This is a genomic window from Vibrio navarrensis, from assembly GCF_015767675.1.
GTDB lineage: Bacteria > Pseudomonadota > Gammaproteobacteria > Enterobacterales > Vibrionaceae > Vibrio.
Genome location: NZ_CP065217.1, coordinates 3,025,095 through 3,041,782 on the forward strand (window position 1 = coordinate 3,025,095; position 16,688 = coordinate 3,041,782).

Sequence of the window (16,688 nt, forward strand, 5' to 3'; positions counted from 1 at the left end):
AAACGCTTAAGCGAACATTATTCACTCAAACGCCCATTTTCTCTTAATTTATATTCAGCTTGCACAGAGGATATTCACAAAACCTTGTGGATAACTAGTCATCACTATCAAAGAAGTAAGAGATCCGCGATCTAGGATTCAGGTACTCTTTCACTTTTTCAGGTAATTTGCTGGGGTGAATAGCACTGATAATCTTAATGTCTTTATCGGCAAGATCGATGATCGGAGCCTGCGTTCGAGGCACAGTAGGATCATAGACCAGTACATTTGGGTAAAGGAGATGAGATGCGTTCACCGAAATAACTAAACCAACCATGTTATTGGAAAGCTGAACAACCGTGCCCGGAGGGAATACCCCCATGAATTTGATCAAAATGCTAAGATTCTCAACATTATAAAGATGCTTACAGTTCTTATATAAGAAGGAAAGCGCTGTATAAGGTATCTTTTGCTCCGCCTGCACGTTATGGTGGCACAAGTTATCAAAAGCATTGGCAACGGCAATCACTTGAGTGAGTTCATCAATGTCTGCACCTTTTAGTCCTTCAGGATAACCCGAGCCATCGTTCATCTCATGATGCTGTGCTATCACTAACTTGGCACTTTCAGGGAAGTCGCCGATGGTACTCGCCAAATCAACACCGTATTTAGTATGCAACTTGAGATAGTTAAACTCGGGCTCGGTCAGAGGTGTCTGCTTACGGATGATCGCTGAGGGCACTTTAATTTTGCCAATATCGTGAAAAAGAGCGGCAAAAGAGAGCTCTTTCAAACGCTCAGCATCAAAGCCTTTCGCTCGGCCTATCATCATAGCGATCACAGATACGTTAAGTGAATGAAAATAGATGTCTTCAAATTCACTCTTCCCACTCATCAAATGCAAAGTGACATTGTCATCACTCATAAGTTTTTCAACAATATCGTCAATGAGCTGTTTTGCTTCATCAACCGCATCCATCGGCCGATTACGTATCTTCGTCATGACGGAGCGCATTCTTGCCAATGAACGCTCGAACTCTTTCTCACATTGAATCACACGGCGTCGATATGAACTGAGTTTTTCAATGCGCTTTTGCTTTTCACTCCATAATTTTTTGGTTTCGACATCCAGTTTATCTGACTGGCTTTCATCGTGACTTGCGGTTTGATTGGCAGGAAGAGGCTGTGTATCACTCTGACTCACATTCAGATAGACGTACTTCACGCCGAGGTGGCGAATCATGTCGACCTGTTCCTGATCTTTAATTTTGAAACTATTAAACAGGAAGGGGTGTTCGTTCCACTTCAATGGCAGACGTATATGTAATCCAGGCTGAATACGATCTACAGTAATTTTAATCGTTGACACTTCTCGTTCTGACCTAAAATTGCTACGTAAGTTGTGAATATTACTGGAGATTGCGAGTTAATTCATCAATAACACTTCACACTCATATTGGTAAAGCTAATAAAAAGGCGCCGACAACATCATGAGCACCACTTTCAATACTTAGAAAGTTGTCAACTCATCTCATATGTAGTAAACAGACAGGCGAGTACTACTTTCTTCTTAAGTACAAGATAGCTGACAACAGGCTAAGTTGCAGATAACTCAAGTGTGCTTTCTATGAATTTCTCTTGATTTGCAATAACTGATTTAACTCCTTCATCGACGGTATTGCTGCAAACTGTGTTCCTTGTCCGCCGATCTCGTCCCACATTGCTTTGTTGGAAACATACAACTGGGCTACGACTCTCTCATCACCAGCTTCATCAAGCAATCCAGCGGGTACCCAATACTGTTTTTGGTTGTCCATCAAATACGGAACGCTACTGCCGCATTTTTGGCAAAAATCCGAACGATAGCCAGACTCCATTCGATATGACTGGATCACATCAAGACCACTAAGCCATTTAAACTGATCTCTATCTAAAAAGTTCGCAGTATCAGATGAAGAGCCTGACAGCTTGCGACATTTAGAGCAGTGACACTGATACAAGTTGGGTAATGGCTCCTCTATTTTTAAAACTGACCGCACCACAGAGGCATTTTCCTTCTATCGCCAGGTATCCTATCAAAAAGCTTTGCGTCAGTCTTTCATGGTATAGAAAGGAGAGTAAATAGATGCTCGACTTGTTTGCGTGGTAACGGGAATGAGGAGAGACGCTTCATACGACTTTAGGTCACACGGACAAAAGTGAGTTGTAGCACTAGCTAAACTAGCAAATCGCGAATTATTAGAAAGAGGGCAAATACCTGCTCGTTGCACCAAATTAAAATATGACCGAGGACTAAACTGACTATTTTCAATTTAAGGCCTATACTTAACGTAGCTCCGCAAATTTGAGTTATTTCCCATTATAAAACAAGTTTCCTTTAACAGTAATTTTTGAACTTATCGTTTAACTTCTGCGACAGATCTCTTGAGTGACTATGAAATAACTCTAGTTATCAGAGCGTAACCTATGGAATAAGCCGAGGTATATATATCTGACAGAGAAACTGGAACAGTTAAATGATTAAATGGCTTAATGAGAATAGAGGCTTTGGATTTATCACCAAATATATTGATGGAATAGATACTTTTGCTCATTTCCTTTCAGTTTGCTCTAATGGGTTTAAGACTGTATTGGCAGGACAAAAAGTCAGCTTTGAAGTTGGGCCCGTTGAGGAAGGTCCAAAAGCACCAAATGTCCCTCTCATCTAGATACGCTTGGAGGCATACTAATCAAAAGCTTTACCTTCACTTTTTAGTCCAGCTATTATTTGATTGCAAAAGTCCAGTCTAACTTCGTCCTTCGTTTGGAACTCCAAATCTACTCCCTTTAGGTTATAGATTTGCAGTTGATTAAAACGATTTGGATGGAAAACAAAAGTATACCAGAAAATATCTATATGCCAGAACGCTCATTTTATAAGGATAAGACATCATTGAAAGGAAATAGATCATGATACCTACCAACGAAAATACATGGCGCCAAAAATATCGAAAATCACTGAATATAAAAGGCATTGAATATATATACTGGTCATTAAAAAAAGTTGCTCAAGATTATCAGGTAATCCTGTCCAAAATTCCGTTTACTAAACGTCTTCTTATTGAAAATGTCATGCGTCAAACCTCTGATTTAAATGAATCATCTCGGATTATAGGAGCATTGTTCTTTAAAAATACGACGCTCAATTCAGAGCACAACGGTAACTCATCAGAGTTTAGTTTCTATCCTAGCAGAGTACTGATGCAGGATTATACCGGGATACCTGCTTTGGTCGATCTGGCCGTTATCAGAGATGCGGTTGTACAAGCTGGCGGGGATCCGAGCCATGTCACGCCCCAGTGTCCGGTAGATCTTGTCATAGACCACTCGTTGATTGTTGATCAGTCAGGTTCAGAGTCCTCAATAAATACGAATCGTGAACATGAAATGACACGAAATAGAGAGCGCTATACCTTCCTAAAATGGGCACAAAAAAATTTCCGTAACTTGACCGTGATACCGCCTGGTAAGGGCATATGCCATCAAGTGAATCTGGAATATCTATCACACGTTGTTCGTGTAGACGAAAATGGAGTGTTAACACCAGATACTGTTATAGGAACCGACAGCCACACGACTATGGTAAATGGGTTAGGCGTGCTTGGTTGGGGAGTCGGCGGCATTGAAGCTGAAGCCGTAATGTTAGGTCAGCCGATCAATATCGCTGTTCCACGTGTTGTCGGCGTGCGTCTTGACGGACAATTGCGTCCAGGGGTTACTGCAACTGATCTGGTTTTAACGATTACAGAAAAGTTAAGGTCCCACGGAGTGGTTGGTAAATTCGTTGAGTACTATGGTTGTGGCTTAGCGCACTTATCTGTGGCAGACCGTGCTACGCTTGCCAATATGGCTCCAGAGTATGGCGCTACATGTGGTTTTTTCCCGATTGACAAAAACACAATTGCCTATTTAACGCTGACAAACCGCCCCTCATCACTGATCGAGCGAGTGCGTGCTTACGCTCAAGAGCAAGAGCTATGGTGGGATACAAACAGCTTCTCACCTGAGTATGATGAAGATGTTGTAGTGGATTTATCTGCAATTGTCACTTCAATAGCAGGCCCCAAACGACCTCAAGATAGACTCAACATCAGTGCAATTAAACAAGCGACTCTTGATCAATGTTCTATAGAAGGTGCCTCAAACTCAGACCCGTCAGGCTCATCTAGACACTTAAAGCATGGTGATGTTGTCATTGCAGCCATCACCTCATGCACTAACACATCGAACCCTGCTGTTATGCTGACGGCGGGGCTGGTTGCTATGGCAGCAGTAAAAAAAGGGTTGTCCGTTCCTAGCTACGTCAAGACTTCTCTCGCACCCGGCTCATTAGCTGTCGCTCGATATCTTAATGATACGGGCCTGCAACATTACCTCGACCTATTGGGATTTAACCGAGTTGGATACGGCTGCACAACATGCATTGGTAACTCTGGCCCACTGAAAAAGAATCTTGAAACCGAGATCTTGGAGAGAAGCCTGAACGTATCGGCAGTACTATCAGGTAATCGAAACTTTGAAGGCAGAATACACCCCTCTGTTAACCTAAACTGGCTTGCCTCGCCGCCATTAGTCGTCGCGTTCGCGTTAGCGGGCACGACCTGTATTGACTTAGAAAACGACCCGATTGCTATCAATGATAACAATGAACCTGTCTATTTAAGAGATCTTTGGCCAAGCCAAACCATGCTGAATGAAATGCTGAATCAAGTAGATAAGAGCCACTTTCGATTGAGCTACGACAACATTAGTAAAGGTGATGAAAACTGGGAACAATTGTCGATGAAAGACAGTCCCTGCTACCCATGGGACGAATACTCCACGTACATACAACGCCCTCCGTTTTTGGAAATACCACCGCCGACTTTTCCTGTTGAATCAGCGCGTATACTAGCCATTTTAGGGGATTCAATTACAACCGACCATATTTCACCCGCGGGGCGCATTTCAGAACATAGTCCGGCGGGTCATTATTTGCTTTCAAAAAACATTCGCCCAGAAGAGTTCAATAGTTACGGAGCACGCCGAGGAAATCATCACGTCATGGTTCGTGGGACTTTTTCCAATATACGTTTGGAAAACAAAATCGCCTTCCCGACCAGAGGCGGTGTCACGCGATATTACGGCGATACCAAACTGGATAACTGTAACATGTCGACGACTGAAAATGCTCCTCCAGTCATACCTATTTTCGACGCGAGCAGAAGGTCAATCGAGCTTCACGTCCCGTTGGTAATATTTGCTGGCAAAGACTATGGTTCAGGTTCTAGCCGGGATTGGGCTGCAAAAGGATGTTTGTTATTGAATGTAAAAGCGGTCATCGCGGAATCCTTTGAACGGATTCATCGCAGTAATCTGGTCGGTATGGGCGTATTGCCACTGCAACTAACGAGACAAGGTGAATTCGATGCACTCGTCCTAGAAGGTAATGAGACGGTTTTTATCGCGCCAAATGAATCTCTTAAGCCCTTACTAGAGCTAAACATTATCGTCGTAACCGACCGAGGTTCAGAGCATATCATTCCCGTTATTGCACGCATCGATAATCCAAAGGAGCTAGAATATTTCAACTCGGGAGGCATTCTCAAGTATGTCCTCAAACAGTTAGAAATGAATATGCCGATAGCCTAATAGTGCTCTGCGCCTTTAGCGTCGGATTATCTAAGTTTAAGAAAACGTACAAGAGGACTTTGTGATTCGAGATCTATTTAAAACAGGTTCATTTCGGTCTACTTAATGCAATTGCCGACCCGCAGCGCAGCCAACCGTTTCGCCATGTTTGCCTGAATACGATCCATGCTCCGCTACGGGCACTCACACGCCATTTCCTACCATGGCATGATGGAGAGCTTAGGTTCCCGTTAATCCAACATGAACTGTAACACTTTCAGACACCACTGGATGGAAGAAGTGGCCCCCGATTTTCGGACATGACTTTAAGTGGTCGATCTGTTTTGATAGTACCCAACAATACAGGGACAGATTATGACTAGAAAACGTAGAAACCACTCTCCTGAGTTTAAAGCTAAGGTGGCACTCGATGCCGCTAAAGGCGATAAAACCGTCGCTGAGTTAGCTCAGAAATACAACCTGCACGCTAACCAAATCTCGACATGGAAAAAGGAGCTGCTTGAAAACGCAGCCATGATTTTTGCCACCGAAAATCACACAGGAAAAGAGAATTCCGAAGAAGTGGACAAACTTCACGCCAAGATCGGTCAATTGACCATGGAAAATGATTTTTTGGCCAAAGTGCTCGGTCGTTAGACCGAGCCCAGCGAAAGAGTTCGCTGGTTAAATCCACCCCATTGCCGATAAAGCGCCAGTGTGAGCTGCTCAATATTGCTCGCTCTACCGCTTACTATCAACCCATAGGACTCTCTGCTGAGGAGATTGCGTTGCGCCGTATGATTGACGAAATTCATCTTCAGTATCCGTTTATGGGCAGTCGGCGCATTCGAACTGAGCTGGCTAAGAAGGGTCATAGCGTTAATCGTAAGCGTGTTGTTCGACTCATGCGCGATATGGGGATTGGGGCGATTTACCCCAAGCCCAAAACGACGCTGGCGAACAAAGCACACAAGGTGTATCCCTACCTGTTGCGTGATATCGAAGTCACTTACCCAAACCAAGCTTGGGCGATTGATATCACGTACATCCCAATGGCGAAGGGGTTCCTGTACCTCGTTGCTATTATCGACTGGTATAGCCGCAAAGTGCTGGCTTGGCGACTATCCAACACCATGGACACGAGTTTTTGTATCGAAGCGCTTGAGGAAGCGCTGAAGCATTATGGGCCACCTGATATCTTTAACTCAGATCAAGGCAGCCAGTTTACCAGCACAGAGTTCACACAGAAGTTAATTGAACATGACATACGTATAAGCATGGACGGGAAAGGCCGCTGGGTTGACAATGTTTTCATTGAGCGATTATGGCGAAGCCTGAAATATGAGGAGGTTTACTTAAAGGCTTATACCACGCCCCGTGAAGCCGAGCTTGAAATCGGCAACTACATGGTGTTTTATAATGAAGAGCGTAACCATCAAGGACTCAATAACCTCACTCCTGATGAGGCCTACTTCGGTAGGCAAAGATACGCAGCATGAGCTGGGTCAACCACTTAAGAAATGAGCTTATGCGTCCAACCATTGGGGTCCACTTCTCCATGTCGAAGTCCTGACTGAAGCCAGAGTCTTCTGTACCATCATCATAGTCACCTTGGTCTTCTGTCCAGTTGCCCATAACGAATACTCCTTCTTAGCTGTAATCCATTGCGCCACATGTATCACATGATCCGCCCTTACTGACCCAACCGGGACAACCTAAAGAGCGGCATGAATAACCTGATACCATAAGTGGCTTAATGAATGTCACTTGCATTGCTTGCTTCCTTTAATTGACGTTGTAGTAAATCTACGTTGTGTAGTATCCCACTGCGCTCGGACAGGATGTGTCCAAGACCGCAGAATGAGTGTGAAAATAGTCATCGTCATTGCCCTACCTTATCCAATGAAAGCTATGCCAAATCTCAGTGCGCGACGGTTTGAAACATTTAAAAATGTTTTGCCCTCAACCTGTCCGGCGGAAACCGTACGCTAGTAGCATGAGCGATAAGAGTGAAAAGCTAGCTTTAAGGCTAGGTGACATATTGACGAGATTGTTTATGGGAGAAGTGCTCCCCCCTGAGCAGTTGGTAGCGGACTATCAGGTAAGCGAGAAAACCCTGAGACGTGATTTTAATGAAAGGCTCGTCAACGCTCCGATTATCCGCACCAATGAGGGTTATCGGTTAGATCCGATCATTCGAAGTCAGGGCAATTTAAACATCAATAAAGTGCTGTACGATATTGGTTTGTCCGAGCTATTGCCTAAACACTACAAGCTCAATGGTCACGCACCTGTTCTGTTTAAGAACCCACGCTCTGAACGAACTGACAAATTCAATGCACTGTTTAAGCAACTGACCGAAGTCATCGCTGCTCAAGTGGTCATTGACCTTAACTACAATGAAAAACCGTTTGAATCTGTCCACTGTTATCGGCTGGTCAATGACAGGGGCATCTGGTATCTCGCCGCAACCTACTGTGACCAGCTACATTCGTACCGATTGAGGAATATTTCACAGATTCACCTACGGGAAGATAAATACAAACCCAGTCAAAAAGTCCACGAGGAGATACACAGACAAGGCATGGAGTGGTTAACTCCCGATAATGCTGAAGTACTTGTACAGGTTGATAGGGACGTTGCCCCGCGCTTTCTTGAAGGAACGATTCTCCCTCACCAGCAGCTATTGAAAGAACTGAGTGACGGTAGTTTGTTGGTTAGCAGTCGAGTATCAAGATTGAGCGATATCTTGCCTTTGTTGAAGTCTTGGATACCTCAAGTCGAGGTGCTTTCCCCTGTCAGCCTTAAGCTTGAACTGATACGCGATCTCCACGCTACTTTGGATCGTTACAAGTAGCTGCCACGTTCCGAACAACCAAATCCGATCAGCTTGCGGAGTAATTAGATCATGATGATCCAAATGCTTTATTTGCTGTACATGAGTATCGTTTCATCACGTTGCCACGTTAATAAATAAGGCCCTAGCGTTCTCTCTAGAAGCACAGCTCCAAGACAACAAAGAGCCCCGACATAATGTCGTTTCACTGCGCCGCTACAAATCGTCCTACCTATGAATTTGCCACTATGTACCGATTTTGAGCTTACCTATGTGCGATAAGGAAAAGAGTTGACTTGGCGAATCCTCAAACCGATACCGCGCAAGGGAAAACTCAAAATGATGCAGTTTTTGGTCGGGTTGAGACTAACTAATAAATAACTCCGCTAGGAGGTTGCTATTAAAGGGGTATTACCATGATGTCTGATGCACGAACTCTGCTCCAAATCACTCAGTCCAGTCCGTATTTTTACCTAGTTGATATCGCCAACTTGTTAAGCTTCACCGCCGTTGGCTATCTACTGGGTATGATGACTGGATAAACAGAGCCATGAATTGAACTTGTCACTATAGATCCCGGTGACAAGTTCCTTTTTTAAACCAACGGTTTTAGAGCCAATGTGTGGGAATCGTGGATTACCGCTTACAGCGCATGGCAACGTTGAAAATGACCAAGTTTTCGCGCCGACCTGTAAACATAAGATTAAGGTGCGCTCTTGGCGCTGTAATTAGAACAGATGACTATGGAAAATCTCATGGAAACTCGTTCTCAATACCCCTATACGTTACGCGCCATAGCAAAACCTAAACATTAGCTCCCATTGCTTCGACATAGCAATGGGAGCTTTTAATAACAAAACACCAGTGTAAACCAACCAAACTCGTTAAAATTAAGACTCCCTTCCTTGGTGTTTCCACCGTTCATTGTAATCCAGCAACTTCATCCCCTCTGAATCCCGAAGGCAACGGATTGGGTAAACGTTGCTAAAACTTGCCCCAATGAAAAAGGCTTCCCATCACGCCATAATTAACATGGAGCAATGGGAAGCCTTAGTGTCACTAGGAAGTGAGTCGACTATTTTATGGTACATACATGGTGCTTTCTACTTGGTTTGTTGCCGATGGACTAATCCACAGTGACTTTTATTTCATCGAACACGCCCATTTCGACGTAGCTGAGAAGGTTGGATTCCCACATCGAGTAGAACTCCATTACCTCACTACTTGTTATCGGCAGCTCCGGAACATAGGAAAAGCTGGCTGTTCCAGATGAGAAGTTAAAGTCCACCTCTTTCACCAGTTCGGGATAAGGACCACCGCAATACGCAAAGTCAGTGATGTAATCAAAAATCCACTGGTCGTAGAGGCGAACAAGCCTGATTTCAACAGGGTGCCAACCGCCGTTTTCCGAACTGTAAGATGAATCTCGGAAGTTGATCACTACCGATTGGATCATGGGTGTCCATTTACTTGATTCGCTGATCACTCGGTTTAAAGTATCTTGAAGATCGACACTGACAGGCAGCAGTAATCGCTCAACGTCAAAAGTTAAGTTCATAATAAATTCTCTTTTTAGTTTGTCAGGGAAGCACTCTTGCTAAGTGCTCAGTATGAAAGCCAGAGTTGGCTTGGATGGTAAGGGGTAATGTGGTTTTGGGGTTATTTCGCTTTGGTTTCAGCGTCCACGAGAGACAGCAACTCATCACGACGTTGCTCGTAGTCTGGTGCTAGAACGTGGAGAAACACCGATTTATCCGACTGGATGATAAGACCAAGCCCCCTGCAACAAGCTGCCATAAAACCAGCGTTGTTCGCTGACTGCCCGGAAAAGACACACTTCATCACAGAGCTCTTGAACGGCTTATCACCCTGCACATCTAACACAGCAGTGATATCTTTAAGCGGGATCCATTCCTTGCTGTGCAGACCTCCACCTTCATTACCCGACATGCGGATATAGAGCTCGTTTTCTTCACCGTGAATGGCGATTTCATAGAACACATGGTTCTCTGTTTTCGGTGATAGCTTTTTAGCTTTGCCCTCACGCACGATATAAGTGAAATGGTCAACTGGTAACTCTTCCACGACTGTTACTTGTTCATTGCCCTCTAAGATTTCAGGTTGAACAGTTTCTTGTTGTTGGTTTGATTTACGTGCCATAGGACACCTCCTTTAAGATGGAATTGTTCAGGTTTAGTTTGGTTTTAAGATTCAGCTTGATCAGCTAACTTGGCGACAGGGAACGTTGGACTGTTCATTGGAGCGCAGCAGTAAACACCACCACCTTGCATGGTCACTATGGCGACCGCTATAAGCCAAGGACAGTCCTCATCGTTTAATAACAGCACCCATTCTGGGTAATTAGTAACAAAGCGAAGGAAGTGTTGGTCTTCCTCAGATTCTTCACTCAAGGTTTCGTCGGTATCGGACTCCTCAATCAAGTACAAGGTCGTACCGACCTCATCCCAAAACGTTTTTGTGCTTTCTTCATCACCGAATGGCTCTATCAGGTGTTCGAGCAGTTTTGCTTTCACACCATCCGGCATTGGCAGTGATTGAATGTCTTCAAACTTGTTTACTGTTTTCATTTCTAATCTCCGTTTAATAATGAAAAAGCCCCTGTTTAGCGATGAGCTAAACAGGGGCTTTTCTAATGTCATTTCTAAATTAACTGGTTAAACCTAACTTCTTCATTCCCAACGTATCTCTGGCTTCGCAGTCACCATATCCGATAAACGAGAGCCAATCTCCCTCCGACGCCCTACAGTCAATTTTGAGTAGCGCCTTGTTGATGAAAGGTCAGCGTGATTTAACTGCTTGGCTATGTCGTGTAACGAGACTCCTTGTGACGCCAAAAGCGACCCAACAGTATGACGAGCACTGTGTAGGGTTAGATTCGCTTTATCTCCGGGTATGTCGGGCAGTCCCATCTTGGCTTTGATAGCCTTGAAAGCATGCCTAGGTTGCCCTACTGGTTTACCCTTTTTGCGTCCAGGAAAGAGATACGGGTTATTCGCCACATGAGGCACCGACCTCAAAATATCAAGCATGTAATCACTTAGGAATAAAACGTAACTACTACCGTTTTTCGTATGCGGAATAGTGAGTGTTTTTTCCTCCCAATTCACATCGGATTTTAAGCGTAAACGCAGTTCCTTATCCCTCGCGCCAGTCAAAAACAGCAGAACTAAGTACGCACCAATGCTCTTATCCTCATGGTTCAGAGCGTGACCTATGAACTCCTTTAACTGTGACTCGGACAAGTAACCAGTGCGCACGTTATCTTCTTTCAACAAGCTCACCTTGTCAGCAATAAGTGGCGCGTCCATCAACTTGTATGCCTGACGATTGATCGTTTTAAGCAGAGCTAGAACACGGTTTATCGAAGCAGGAGCATAAGGCTTGCCTTTAATCGTCACAGTATTTTGCATCTCCATTTGGACTTTGATGATATCGGCGGCGGTTAGGTCATAAATGGATATGTGATGTATCGACTTAGCTAAACGAAATCGCGCTACATCATCCTTCCAGCTACGTTTCTGTTTAGCGAGAGGCAAATAGACTTCATCAAAGAACCGTTCAAGAGTCATCGTCTTCTCCGTAGTCTGATTGTCACGCTCAAGCTTGGGATCAATACCTTCAATAATTTGCTGGCGATACTCTTTGGCTGTTTTGCGCAGTGTGGCGAGGTCAGTTTCAGGATGCTTACCAAGACCAATAGATGCCTTCTTACCTGTTACCGGACTGGTATAACGCAGCAGGAAGCGTTTCCCACCAGACTTACCCACTAAGCAACGAACGCCAGTAGGCAAACCGCTATCTTTCATAGCGGATAAATTGACTTCGTAATCGGTGGATTTAGCGCTAGCCGGATTGGGTTTAAGGTTGTTGAGGAAAGTGCTGGTGAGTCGTTGTGATTTGCTCATTCAAACCTCCATTAACTAGATATTCAATTAGTTAATATGTGTTTGAATGGTTGTTTGTTACGGTTAAATAAAAGCTGAACAACACAAGAATAGTATCATTCAGCTTATATATCACTCTACTAATCAGTCACTAGGTTTCTTTGACTGCTCTAGAGGTATTGTACTTGAAGTTTGTCCTTCATCCTTTGCTAAATTAGGCGTCACATCATTGATTTTTGATTCTATTTTCTCAGGTACATTCAGAGAACTTGTATTACCAATATCAGGTATCTTCTTACCCATACAGAAAATCAATATTGTTAAAATAAATAAAACGCCACCGATCCCTAGATAAAAAATCTTTGCTTTCGTTGTACTTCTGATATTTTCAAATCCAAGAATACTGACAGCGCTTTCTTCACCAATTTTCCCTGTTAGATTAATATTAGGTAATTGAGTTTTGATTTGTTCCTCCATCTCAATTCCTTTGAGAACAGCTCCTTTTAGAAGAGGGTGATACCAATAAACATCTACTAAAAAAACCAGCATCCAAACAATAAAAGAACCAAGAGCAAGAAAGGAGGCAACAGGAATATTATATCCGTCATTCCGCAGCTAATTCCAGAATTTAAATAGTGTGATCTGGCGATCAGTTTTTCATAAAAACCACGACACCATCTTGACCGCGATCGACAGTTTTGATCTATTACTGCTATTTGACGGTCTCAAAATATGTCTACCCATCCTGTTATTAAACGCTTAGATCACCTTGGTCTCATTGCCGCCTTTTGTCACGAAATTGGCCTGCCACGGATGATAGATGCCGTTATCCCAAAATATTCTGACCACAATGTTTCTCATGGTGACGCGGTATTGGCCATGCTCCTAAATGGACTTGGCTTTCATAGCAGAACACTGCACATGTTCTCGGACTTTTTTAAGACCAAGCCTGTGTCTAAGCTACTCGCCAAAGACATTGAAGCACACCACCTTACTGATGATGTACTAGGCCGCACCTTAGATGCTCTATACGAAGCCGATGTCTCAGCGCTCTATCAGGTTATTGCTGAGCGTGTTGTTGATAAACTGGGCTTGACGACGGATTCTGTTCATCTTGATATCACTAGCTTCCACGTTGATGGTGAGTATGCACAAGATGAAAACACCAACGTCATTAAGCTTGTAAGAGGCTACAGTCGGGATCATAGGCCAGAGCTTAACCAAGTGGTGCTTGAACTCATCTGTGAAAACCAAGCAGGTATTCCTGTTTACATGCAAGCACTGAGTGGCAACACCAATGATGCCAAGGCATTCGCTGAAGTCACTAAAAGACACATACATTGCCTAAAAGCCGCGCAAAATAGTCGTTACTTTATCGCTGATGCCGCCTTGTACACCGAAGAAAGCATCTCCTCGCTAGATGAGCAAAATCAAAAGTTCATTACCCGTGTACCCATGACCATCAAGCTCGCAAAACAAGCACTGTTTGCGCTAGAGCCAGAGCAATTAATCGCTATTGATGATGGCTACTCAGGATGTTGGATAGACTCGGATTACGGAAAGGTCAATCAACGTTGGTTGCTCGTTCACAGTGAACAGGCCACCAAGCGGGAAGAAATCACTTTCTTCAAGAACTTAGAGAAAAACATAGCAAAAGAAATCAAAGCGTTGGAAAAGCTAAGTAAAAAACCATTCGCTTGTGAAGTTGACGCAGAATTAGCGTTTAACGATTTCAAGAAACAATCTGACTTACTAGGGTTTGAACAAGGCACTCTCATCAAACTGCCGACTTACTCTCATTCGGGCCGCCCAAAGACAGATGAAGCACCGACAGGATACCAATACTTTATCGAAGCCGCTCCCTTCACCGACCTAGAAAAAGTAAAACTGGCTAAGCTCAAAGTAGGCATGTTTATCCTCGCGACAAATGACACCGACAATGAAGAACTCACCATGACGGCTCTTCTAGCACATTACAAATCGCAACAAAAAGTCGAGCGCGGCTTCCGCTTTCTAAAAAGCCCTGAATTTTTAACCTCTTCCATCTTCTTGAAAAAGCCTGAACGCATTGAAGCGTTGCTAATGATAATGACGTTGAGCTTGCTTGTTTACGCCAGTTTAGAACACAAAATCAGAGAGCAACTCGCACAAACCGAAGCGTTCTTCCCAAGTATGGTAAAGAACAAGACGACCTCCAGACCGACGGCACGTTGGGTCTTCTTGCAATTCGAAGGCATAGATACGTTAGAAATCAACGGCCAACGGTTCATCACTGGACTTCAAGAGCACCAAACACAACTACTCAAATTACTCGGTAGATTCTATGAGGTAGTTTATTCCTAAATTAGCTGCGGAATGTCGGTTATATCCTACCACTTCAGCTTCATATTGGGACTTTAAGCTTACACCGATCGCACTGATAAAGGCAGAAACGATTAATAAACCAAAGTTTCTAACCTTCATTTCAAGGTCGTTAAAGTGTTGTTGAACATCAACTATTTTCTTCCATACTTCCACATTTAGCTTCAAATATTCAAGCTCAATGTCTTTTTCATCACTCATGAATAAGCACCTTTAAACATTTGAAAATCAAATATCTCTAATAACTCGGAGAAACTATCTACGGTATATGTTGGTGGGATATGATGATAATTATCTTTAATTTTCTTTTCTCGTTCTACGTCTTCATCCGTCCAATGTGTAACAGCTCTCAACAACTCATAACCTTCAGCATTATTTTCAAAATGAGCAGTACCATATCTCGCAAATACATCTGTAACACATGCCTGCTGAGCCATCTCAATGTCTTTCATTTCACTATCACCGATGTAAACACATTCTTCTACATCAGCACCGAGGTCATTTATAATATCTAGTAATAACTTCGGGTTAGGCTTCGTCTCACCTTCAGGTGTGTGTCTTGGTTTGGTAAGTGAAAAACTGAACTTTGTTCCTGAGCCTAATTCCTCAGGAAGCTCATGGTCTGGTGGTGAGAACAAGTAATCAATGTAGTTATCCAAACCCAGCTTCTTCAATCGATATGAAGTGTAGTATGACTTAGACTCTGTATACGCAATAATTAGCACACCAATGCTTTTTAAAGCTTTAAGAGTGTCTTCTACTGTAGGATATAAACGCAGATGTTTTTTTCTTTCAGATCGGAATGCATGAATAGCTTCACCGAGCGCGTCATTGATCCCATCTTCAGAACCATACATATCAAGTAAAGACGGTAAATTTTGAAGTAAGAAGGCATACTCTGCGGTGCCGTGTTCTTGATGAATTTTCTTAACTTCAGGCAGGATCACGTCACTACTTAATCCTGTAATCTCGTAGACCTTGTCAAACATCGCCGAGTTACTAGCATACCAAATACTAAACCAGTCAAATAAAGTGTTGTCTAAATCGGTAATGAGTACAGTTTTTTTCATTTAACTACTCTAATCTAAGTCGTGGGAATCAAGTATCCCAACAGGTTAACACTAGAGAGCACCCATTCAAAGGTAAGCCATTATCATTCACGACGGAAGTAACTAAGTAACACCAAATATCATACTTCCAAAACACTCAAAATGATAATTATGTAGATATCCCCAACGCGCTTACTACACACACCGCAAAACCTCTTATCTCAAACCGACTTTTCGACTATCCATCAAAACGATCAGTTGTTCCACAAAGGCAAAACTAAAACCTCATAGCACCGTAAAGTCACCATGGTCGTACCATGGTTCTTCTCGCTCGAAGCCCTTGGTAATACTGGCTTGCGAGATGTCAGCTTTTTGCATTTGTTGGATTTACTGGGATTCTCTTGCGCACAGAATCGTCATGTGATGAACCATATATGGACCATGGGAGAAATTTTAAGGAGGATAAAGGAAGTCTATTGGAGCGAAAAAAGAGAAGACAACAGAAAAGGAAAACTGAGGTAAACACCTGAAAAGTAGAACATTTTCAAACACCTAAAACGACGAAAGGCCGCTATAAAAGCGACCTTTCTATGTATGGTACCGGTGGGCGGACTTGAACCGCCACTCCCGAAGGAAACGGATTTTGAATCCAAAATCAGCAAGGCTGATCCGTGTACTAACAATCACTTAAAATCATTTCCACACCAGAATTCATGGTAACTTATCGGCATCAAATTCAAGAATTAACCTGCGCAATATAAACCATTATAACGATTGCGTTTGCACATAGTTCGCCAAGGAACCCTCAACGAACTACAGCTGAAATAGACGTTTCCATCAAGCCATATGAATCATAGTGTTACGAGATAATGGAAACGGATTTTGAATACAAAATCAGCAAGGCTGATC

The 16,688-nt window shown here is 43.3% G+C and carries 15 protein-coding genes; 6 read left to right on the forward strand and 9 right to left on the reverse strand.

The window, feature by feature from the left end; translation table 11 throughout:
- Positions 1 to 94: 94 nt before the first annotated feature.
- Together I3X05_RS14265 and I3X05_RS14270 are read right to left on the reverse strand one after the other, a co-directional pair.
- Entirely contained in the window at positions 95 to 1,348 is a 1,254-nt protein-coding gene (locus I3X05_RS14265; protein ID WP_045568805.1) for an HD-GYP domain-containing protein, read from the reverse strand.
- A 256-nt stretch (positions 1,349 to 1,604) separates the two neighbouring features.
- On the reverse strand, positions 1,605 to 2,021 hold the full coding sequence (locus tag I3X05_RS14270) for a GFA family protein (protein ID WP_052702488.1): 417 nt from the start codon (positions 2,019 to 2,021) through the stop codon (positions 1,605 to 1,607).
- A 474-nt stretch (positions 2,022 to 2,495) separates the two neighbouring features.
- On the opposite strand from I3X05_RS14270, the gene I3X05_RS14275 reads away from it, so the two are divergent.
- The 5 genes from I3X05_RS14275 to I3X05_RS14295 all read left to right on the forward strand — a co-directional run bounded on the left by I3X05_RS14275 (position 2,496) and on the right by I3X05_RS14295 (position 9,006).
- Entirely contained in the window at positions 2,496 to 2,687 is a 192-nt protein-coding gene (locus I3X05_RS14275) for a cold shock domain-containing protein (protein ID WP_045568804.1), read from the forward strand.
- Between the two features lie 241 nt (positions 2,688 to 2,928).
- Positions 2,929 to 5,649 (forward strand): aconitate hydratase AcnA, encoded by a 2,721-nt coding sequence (acnA, locus tag I3X05_RS14280; RefSeq protein ID WP_193188349.1) that lies wholly within the window; start codon positions 2,929 to 2,931, stop codon positions 5,647 to 5,649.
- 354 nt (positions 5,650 to 6,003) lie between these two features.
- A protein-coding gene (locus I3X05_RS14285) for an IS3-like element ISVpa4 family transposase (protein WP_337970625.1) occupies positions 6,004 to 7,127 on the forward strand; the annotation gives its coding sequence in 2 pieces (ribosomal slippage) (positions 6,004 to 6,256 and positions 6,256 to 7,127; 1,125 coding nt in all).
- Between the two features lie 542 nt (positions 7,128 to 7,669).
- Positions 7,670 to 8,485 carry a helix-turn-helix transcriptional regulator gene (locus I3X05_RS14290; protein ID WP_242401990.1) on the forward strand — a complete coding sequence of 272 codons (816 nt, stop codon included), beginning with the start codon at positions 7,670 to 7,672 and terminating at the stop codon, positions 8,483 to 8,485.
- Positions 8,486 to 8,880: 395 nt separating this feature from the next.
- Entirely contained in the window at positions 8,881 to 9,006 is a 126-nt protein-coding gene (locus I3X05_RS14295) for a hypothetical protein (protein ID WP_255212448.1), read from the forward strand.
- Positions 9,007 to 9,590: 584 nt separating this feature from the next.
- Here the strand turns inward: I3X05_RS14295 and I3X05_RS14300 are convergent.
- The 5 genes from I3X05_RS14300 to I3X05_RS14320 form a co-directional block, all read right to left on the reverse strand.
- A complete protein-coding gene (locus tag I3X05_RS14300; RefSeq protein ID WP_045569616.1) occupies positions 9,591 to 10,022 on the reverse strand; it encodes a DUF2787 domain-containing protein in 432 nt (143 codons plus the stop codon).
- A gap of 101 nt (positions 10,023 to 10,123) precedes the next feature.
- Entirely contained in the window at positions 10,124 to 10,624 is a 501-nt protein-coding gene (locus tag I3X05_RS14305; RefSeq protein WP_045569617.1) for a hypothetical protein, read from the reverse strand.
- Between the two features lie 44 nt (positions 10,625 to 10,668).
- Complete coding sequence (locus I3X05_RS14310; protein WP_045569618.1) at positions 10,669 to 11,052, reverse strand: hypothetical protein; 384 nt, start codon at positions 11,050 to 11,052, stop codon at positions 10,669 to 10,671.
- A gap of 102 nt (positions 11,053 to 11,154) precedes the next feature.
- Complete coding sequence (locus tag I3X05_RS14315; RefSeq protein WP_337970816.1) at positions 11,155 to 12,390, reverse strand: tyrosine-type recombinase/integrase; 1,236 nt, start codon at positions 12,388 to 12,390, stop codon at positions 11,155 to 11,157.
- 123 nt (positions 12,391 to 12,513) lie between these two features.
- Positions 12,514 to 12,846 carry a hypothetical protein gene (locus I3X05_RS14320; protein ID WP_337970817.1) on the reverse strand — a complete coding sequence of 111 codons (333 nt, stop codon included), beginning with the start codon at positions 12,844 to 12,846 and terminating at the stop codon, positions 12,514 to 12,516.
- A gap of 255 nt (positions 12,847 to 13,101) precedes the next feature.
- On the opposite strand from I3X05_RS14320, the gene I3X05_RS14325 reads away from it, so the two are divergent.
- Complete coding sequence (locus I3X05_RS14325; protein WP_337970596.1) at positions 13,102 to 14,712, forward strand: IS1634-like element ISSpu7 family transposase; 1,611 nt, start codon at positions 13,102 to 13,104, stop codon at positions 14,710 to 14,712.
- Here I3X05_RS14325 and I3X05_RS14330 read toward each other — a convergent pair.
- Both I3X05_RS14330 and I3X05_RS14335 read right to left on the reverse strand, forming a co-directional pair.
- Positions 14,677 to 14,931, reverse strand: coding sequence for a hypothetical protein (locus I3X05_RS14330; RefSeq protein WP_337970818.1), 255 nt, complete (start codon positions 14,929 to 14,931; stop codon positions 14,677 to 14,679). The genes I3X05_RS14325 and I3X05_RS14330 overlap by 36 nt on opposite strands.
- Complete coding sequence (locus I3X05_RS14335) at positions 14,928 to 15,800, reverse strand: HAD family hydrolase (RefSeq protein WP_140118869.1); 873 nt, start codon at positions 15,798 to 15,800, stop codon at positions 14,928 to 14,930. Before I3X05_RS14335 ends, I3X05_RS14330 begins: the two co-directional genes overlap by 4 nt.
- Positions 15,801 to 16,688: the final 888 nt, after the last annotated feature.

Coding starts and splice junctions, on each gene's coding strand:
- I3X05_RS14275 (WP_045568804.1), top strand. CDS start 2,496: ATGATTAAATGGCTTAATGAGAATAGAGGCTTTGGATTTATCACCAAA.
- acnA (WP_193188349.1), top strand. CDS start 2,929: ATGATACCTACCAACGAAAATACATGGCGCCAAAAATATCGAAAATCA.
- I3X05_RS14295 (WP_255212448.1), top strand. CDS start 8,881: ATGATGTCTGATGCACGAACTCTGCTCCAAATCACTCAGTCCAGTCCG.
- I3X05_RS14300 (WP_045569616.1), bottom strand. CDS start 10,022: ATGAACTTAACTTTTGACGTTGAGCGATTACTGCTGCCTGTCAGTGTC.
- I3X05_RS14305 (WP_045569617.1), bottom strand. CDS start 10,624: ATGGCACGTAAATCAAACCAACAACAAGAAACTGTTCAACCTGAAATC.
- I3X05_RS14310 (WP_045569618.1), bottom strand. CDS start 11,052: ATGAAAACAGTAAACAAGTTTGAAGACATTCAATCACTGCCAATGCCG.
- I3X05_RS14315 (WP_337970816.1), bottom strand. CDS start 12,390: ATGAGCAAATCACAACGACTCACCAGCACTTTCCTCAACAACCTTAAA.
- I3X05_RS14320 (WP_337970817.1), bottom strand. CDS start 12,846: ATGGAGGAACAAATCAAAACTCAATTACCTAATATTAATCTAACAGGG.
- I3X05_RS14325 (WP_337970596.1), top strand. CDS start 13,102: ATGTCTACCCATCCTGTTATTAAACGCTTAGATCACCTTGGTCTCATT.
- I3X05_RS14330 (WP_337970818.1), bottom strand. CDS start 14,931: ATGAGTGATGAAAAAGACATTGAGCTTGAATATTTGAAGCTAAATGTG.
- I3X05_RS14335 (WP_140118869.1), bottom strand. CDS start 15,800: ATGAAAAAAACTGTACTCATTACCGATTTAGACAACACTTTATTTGAC.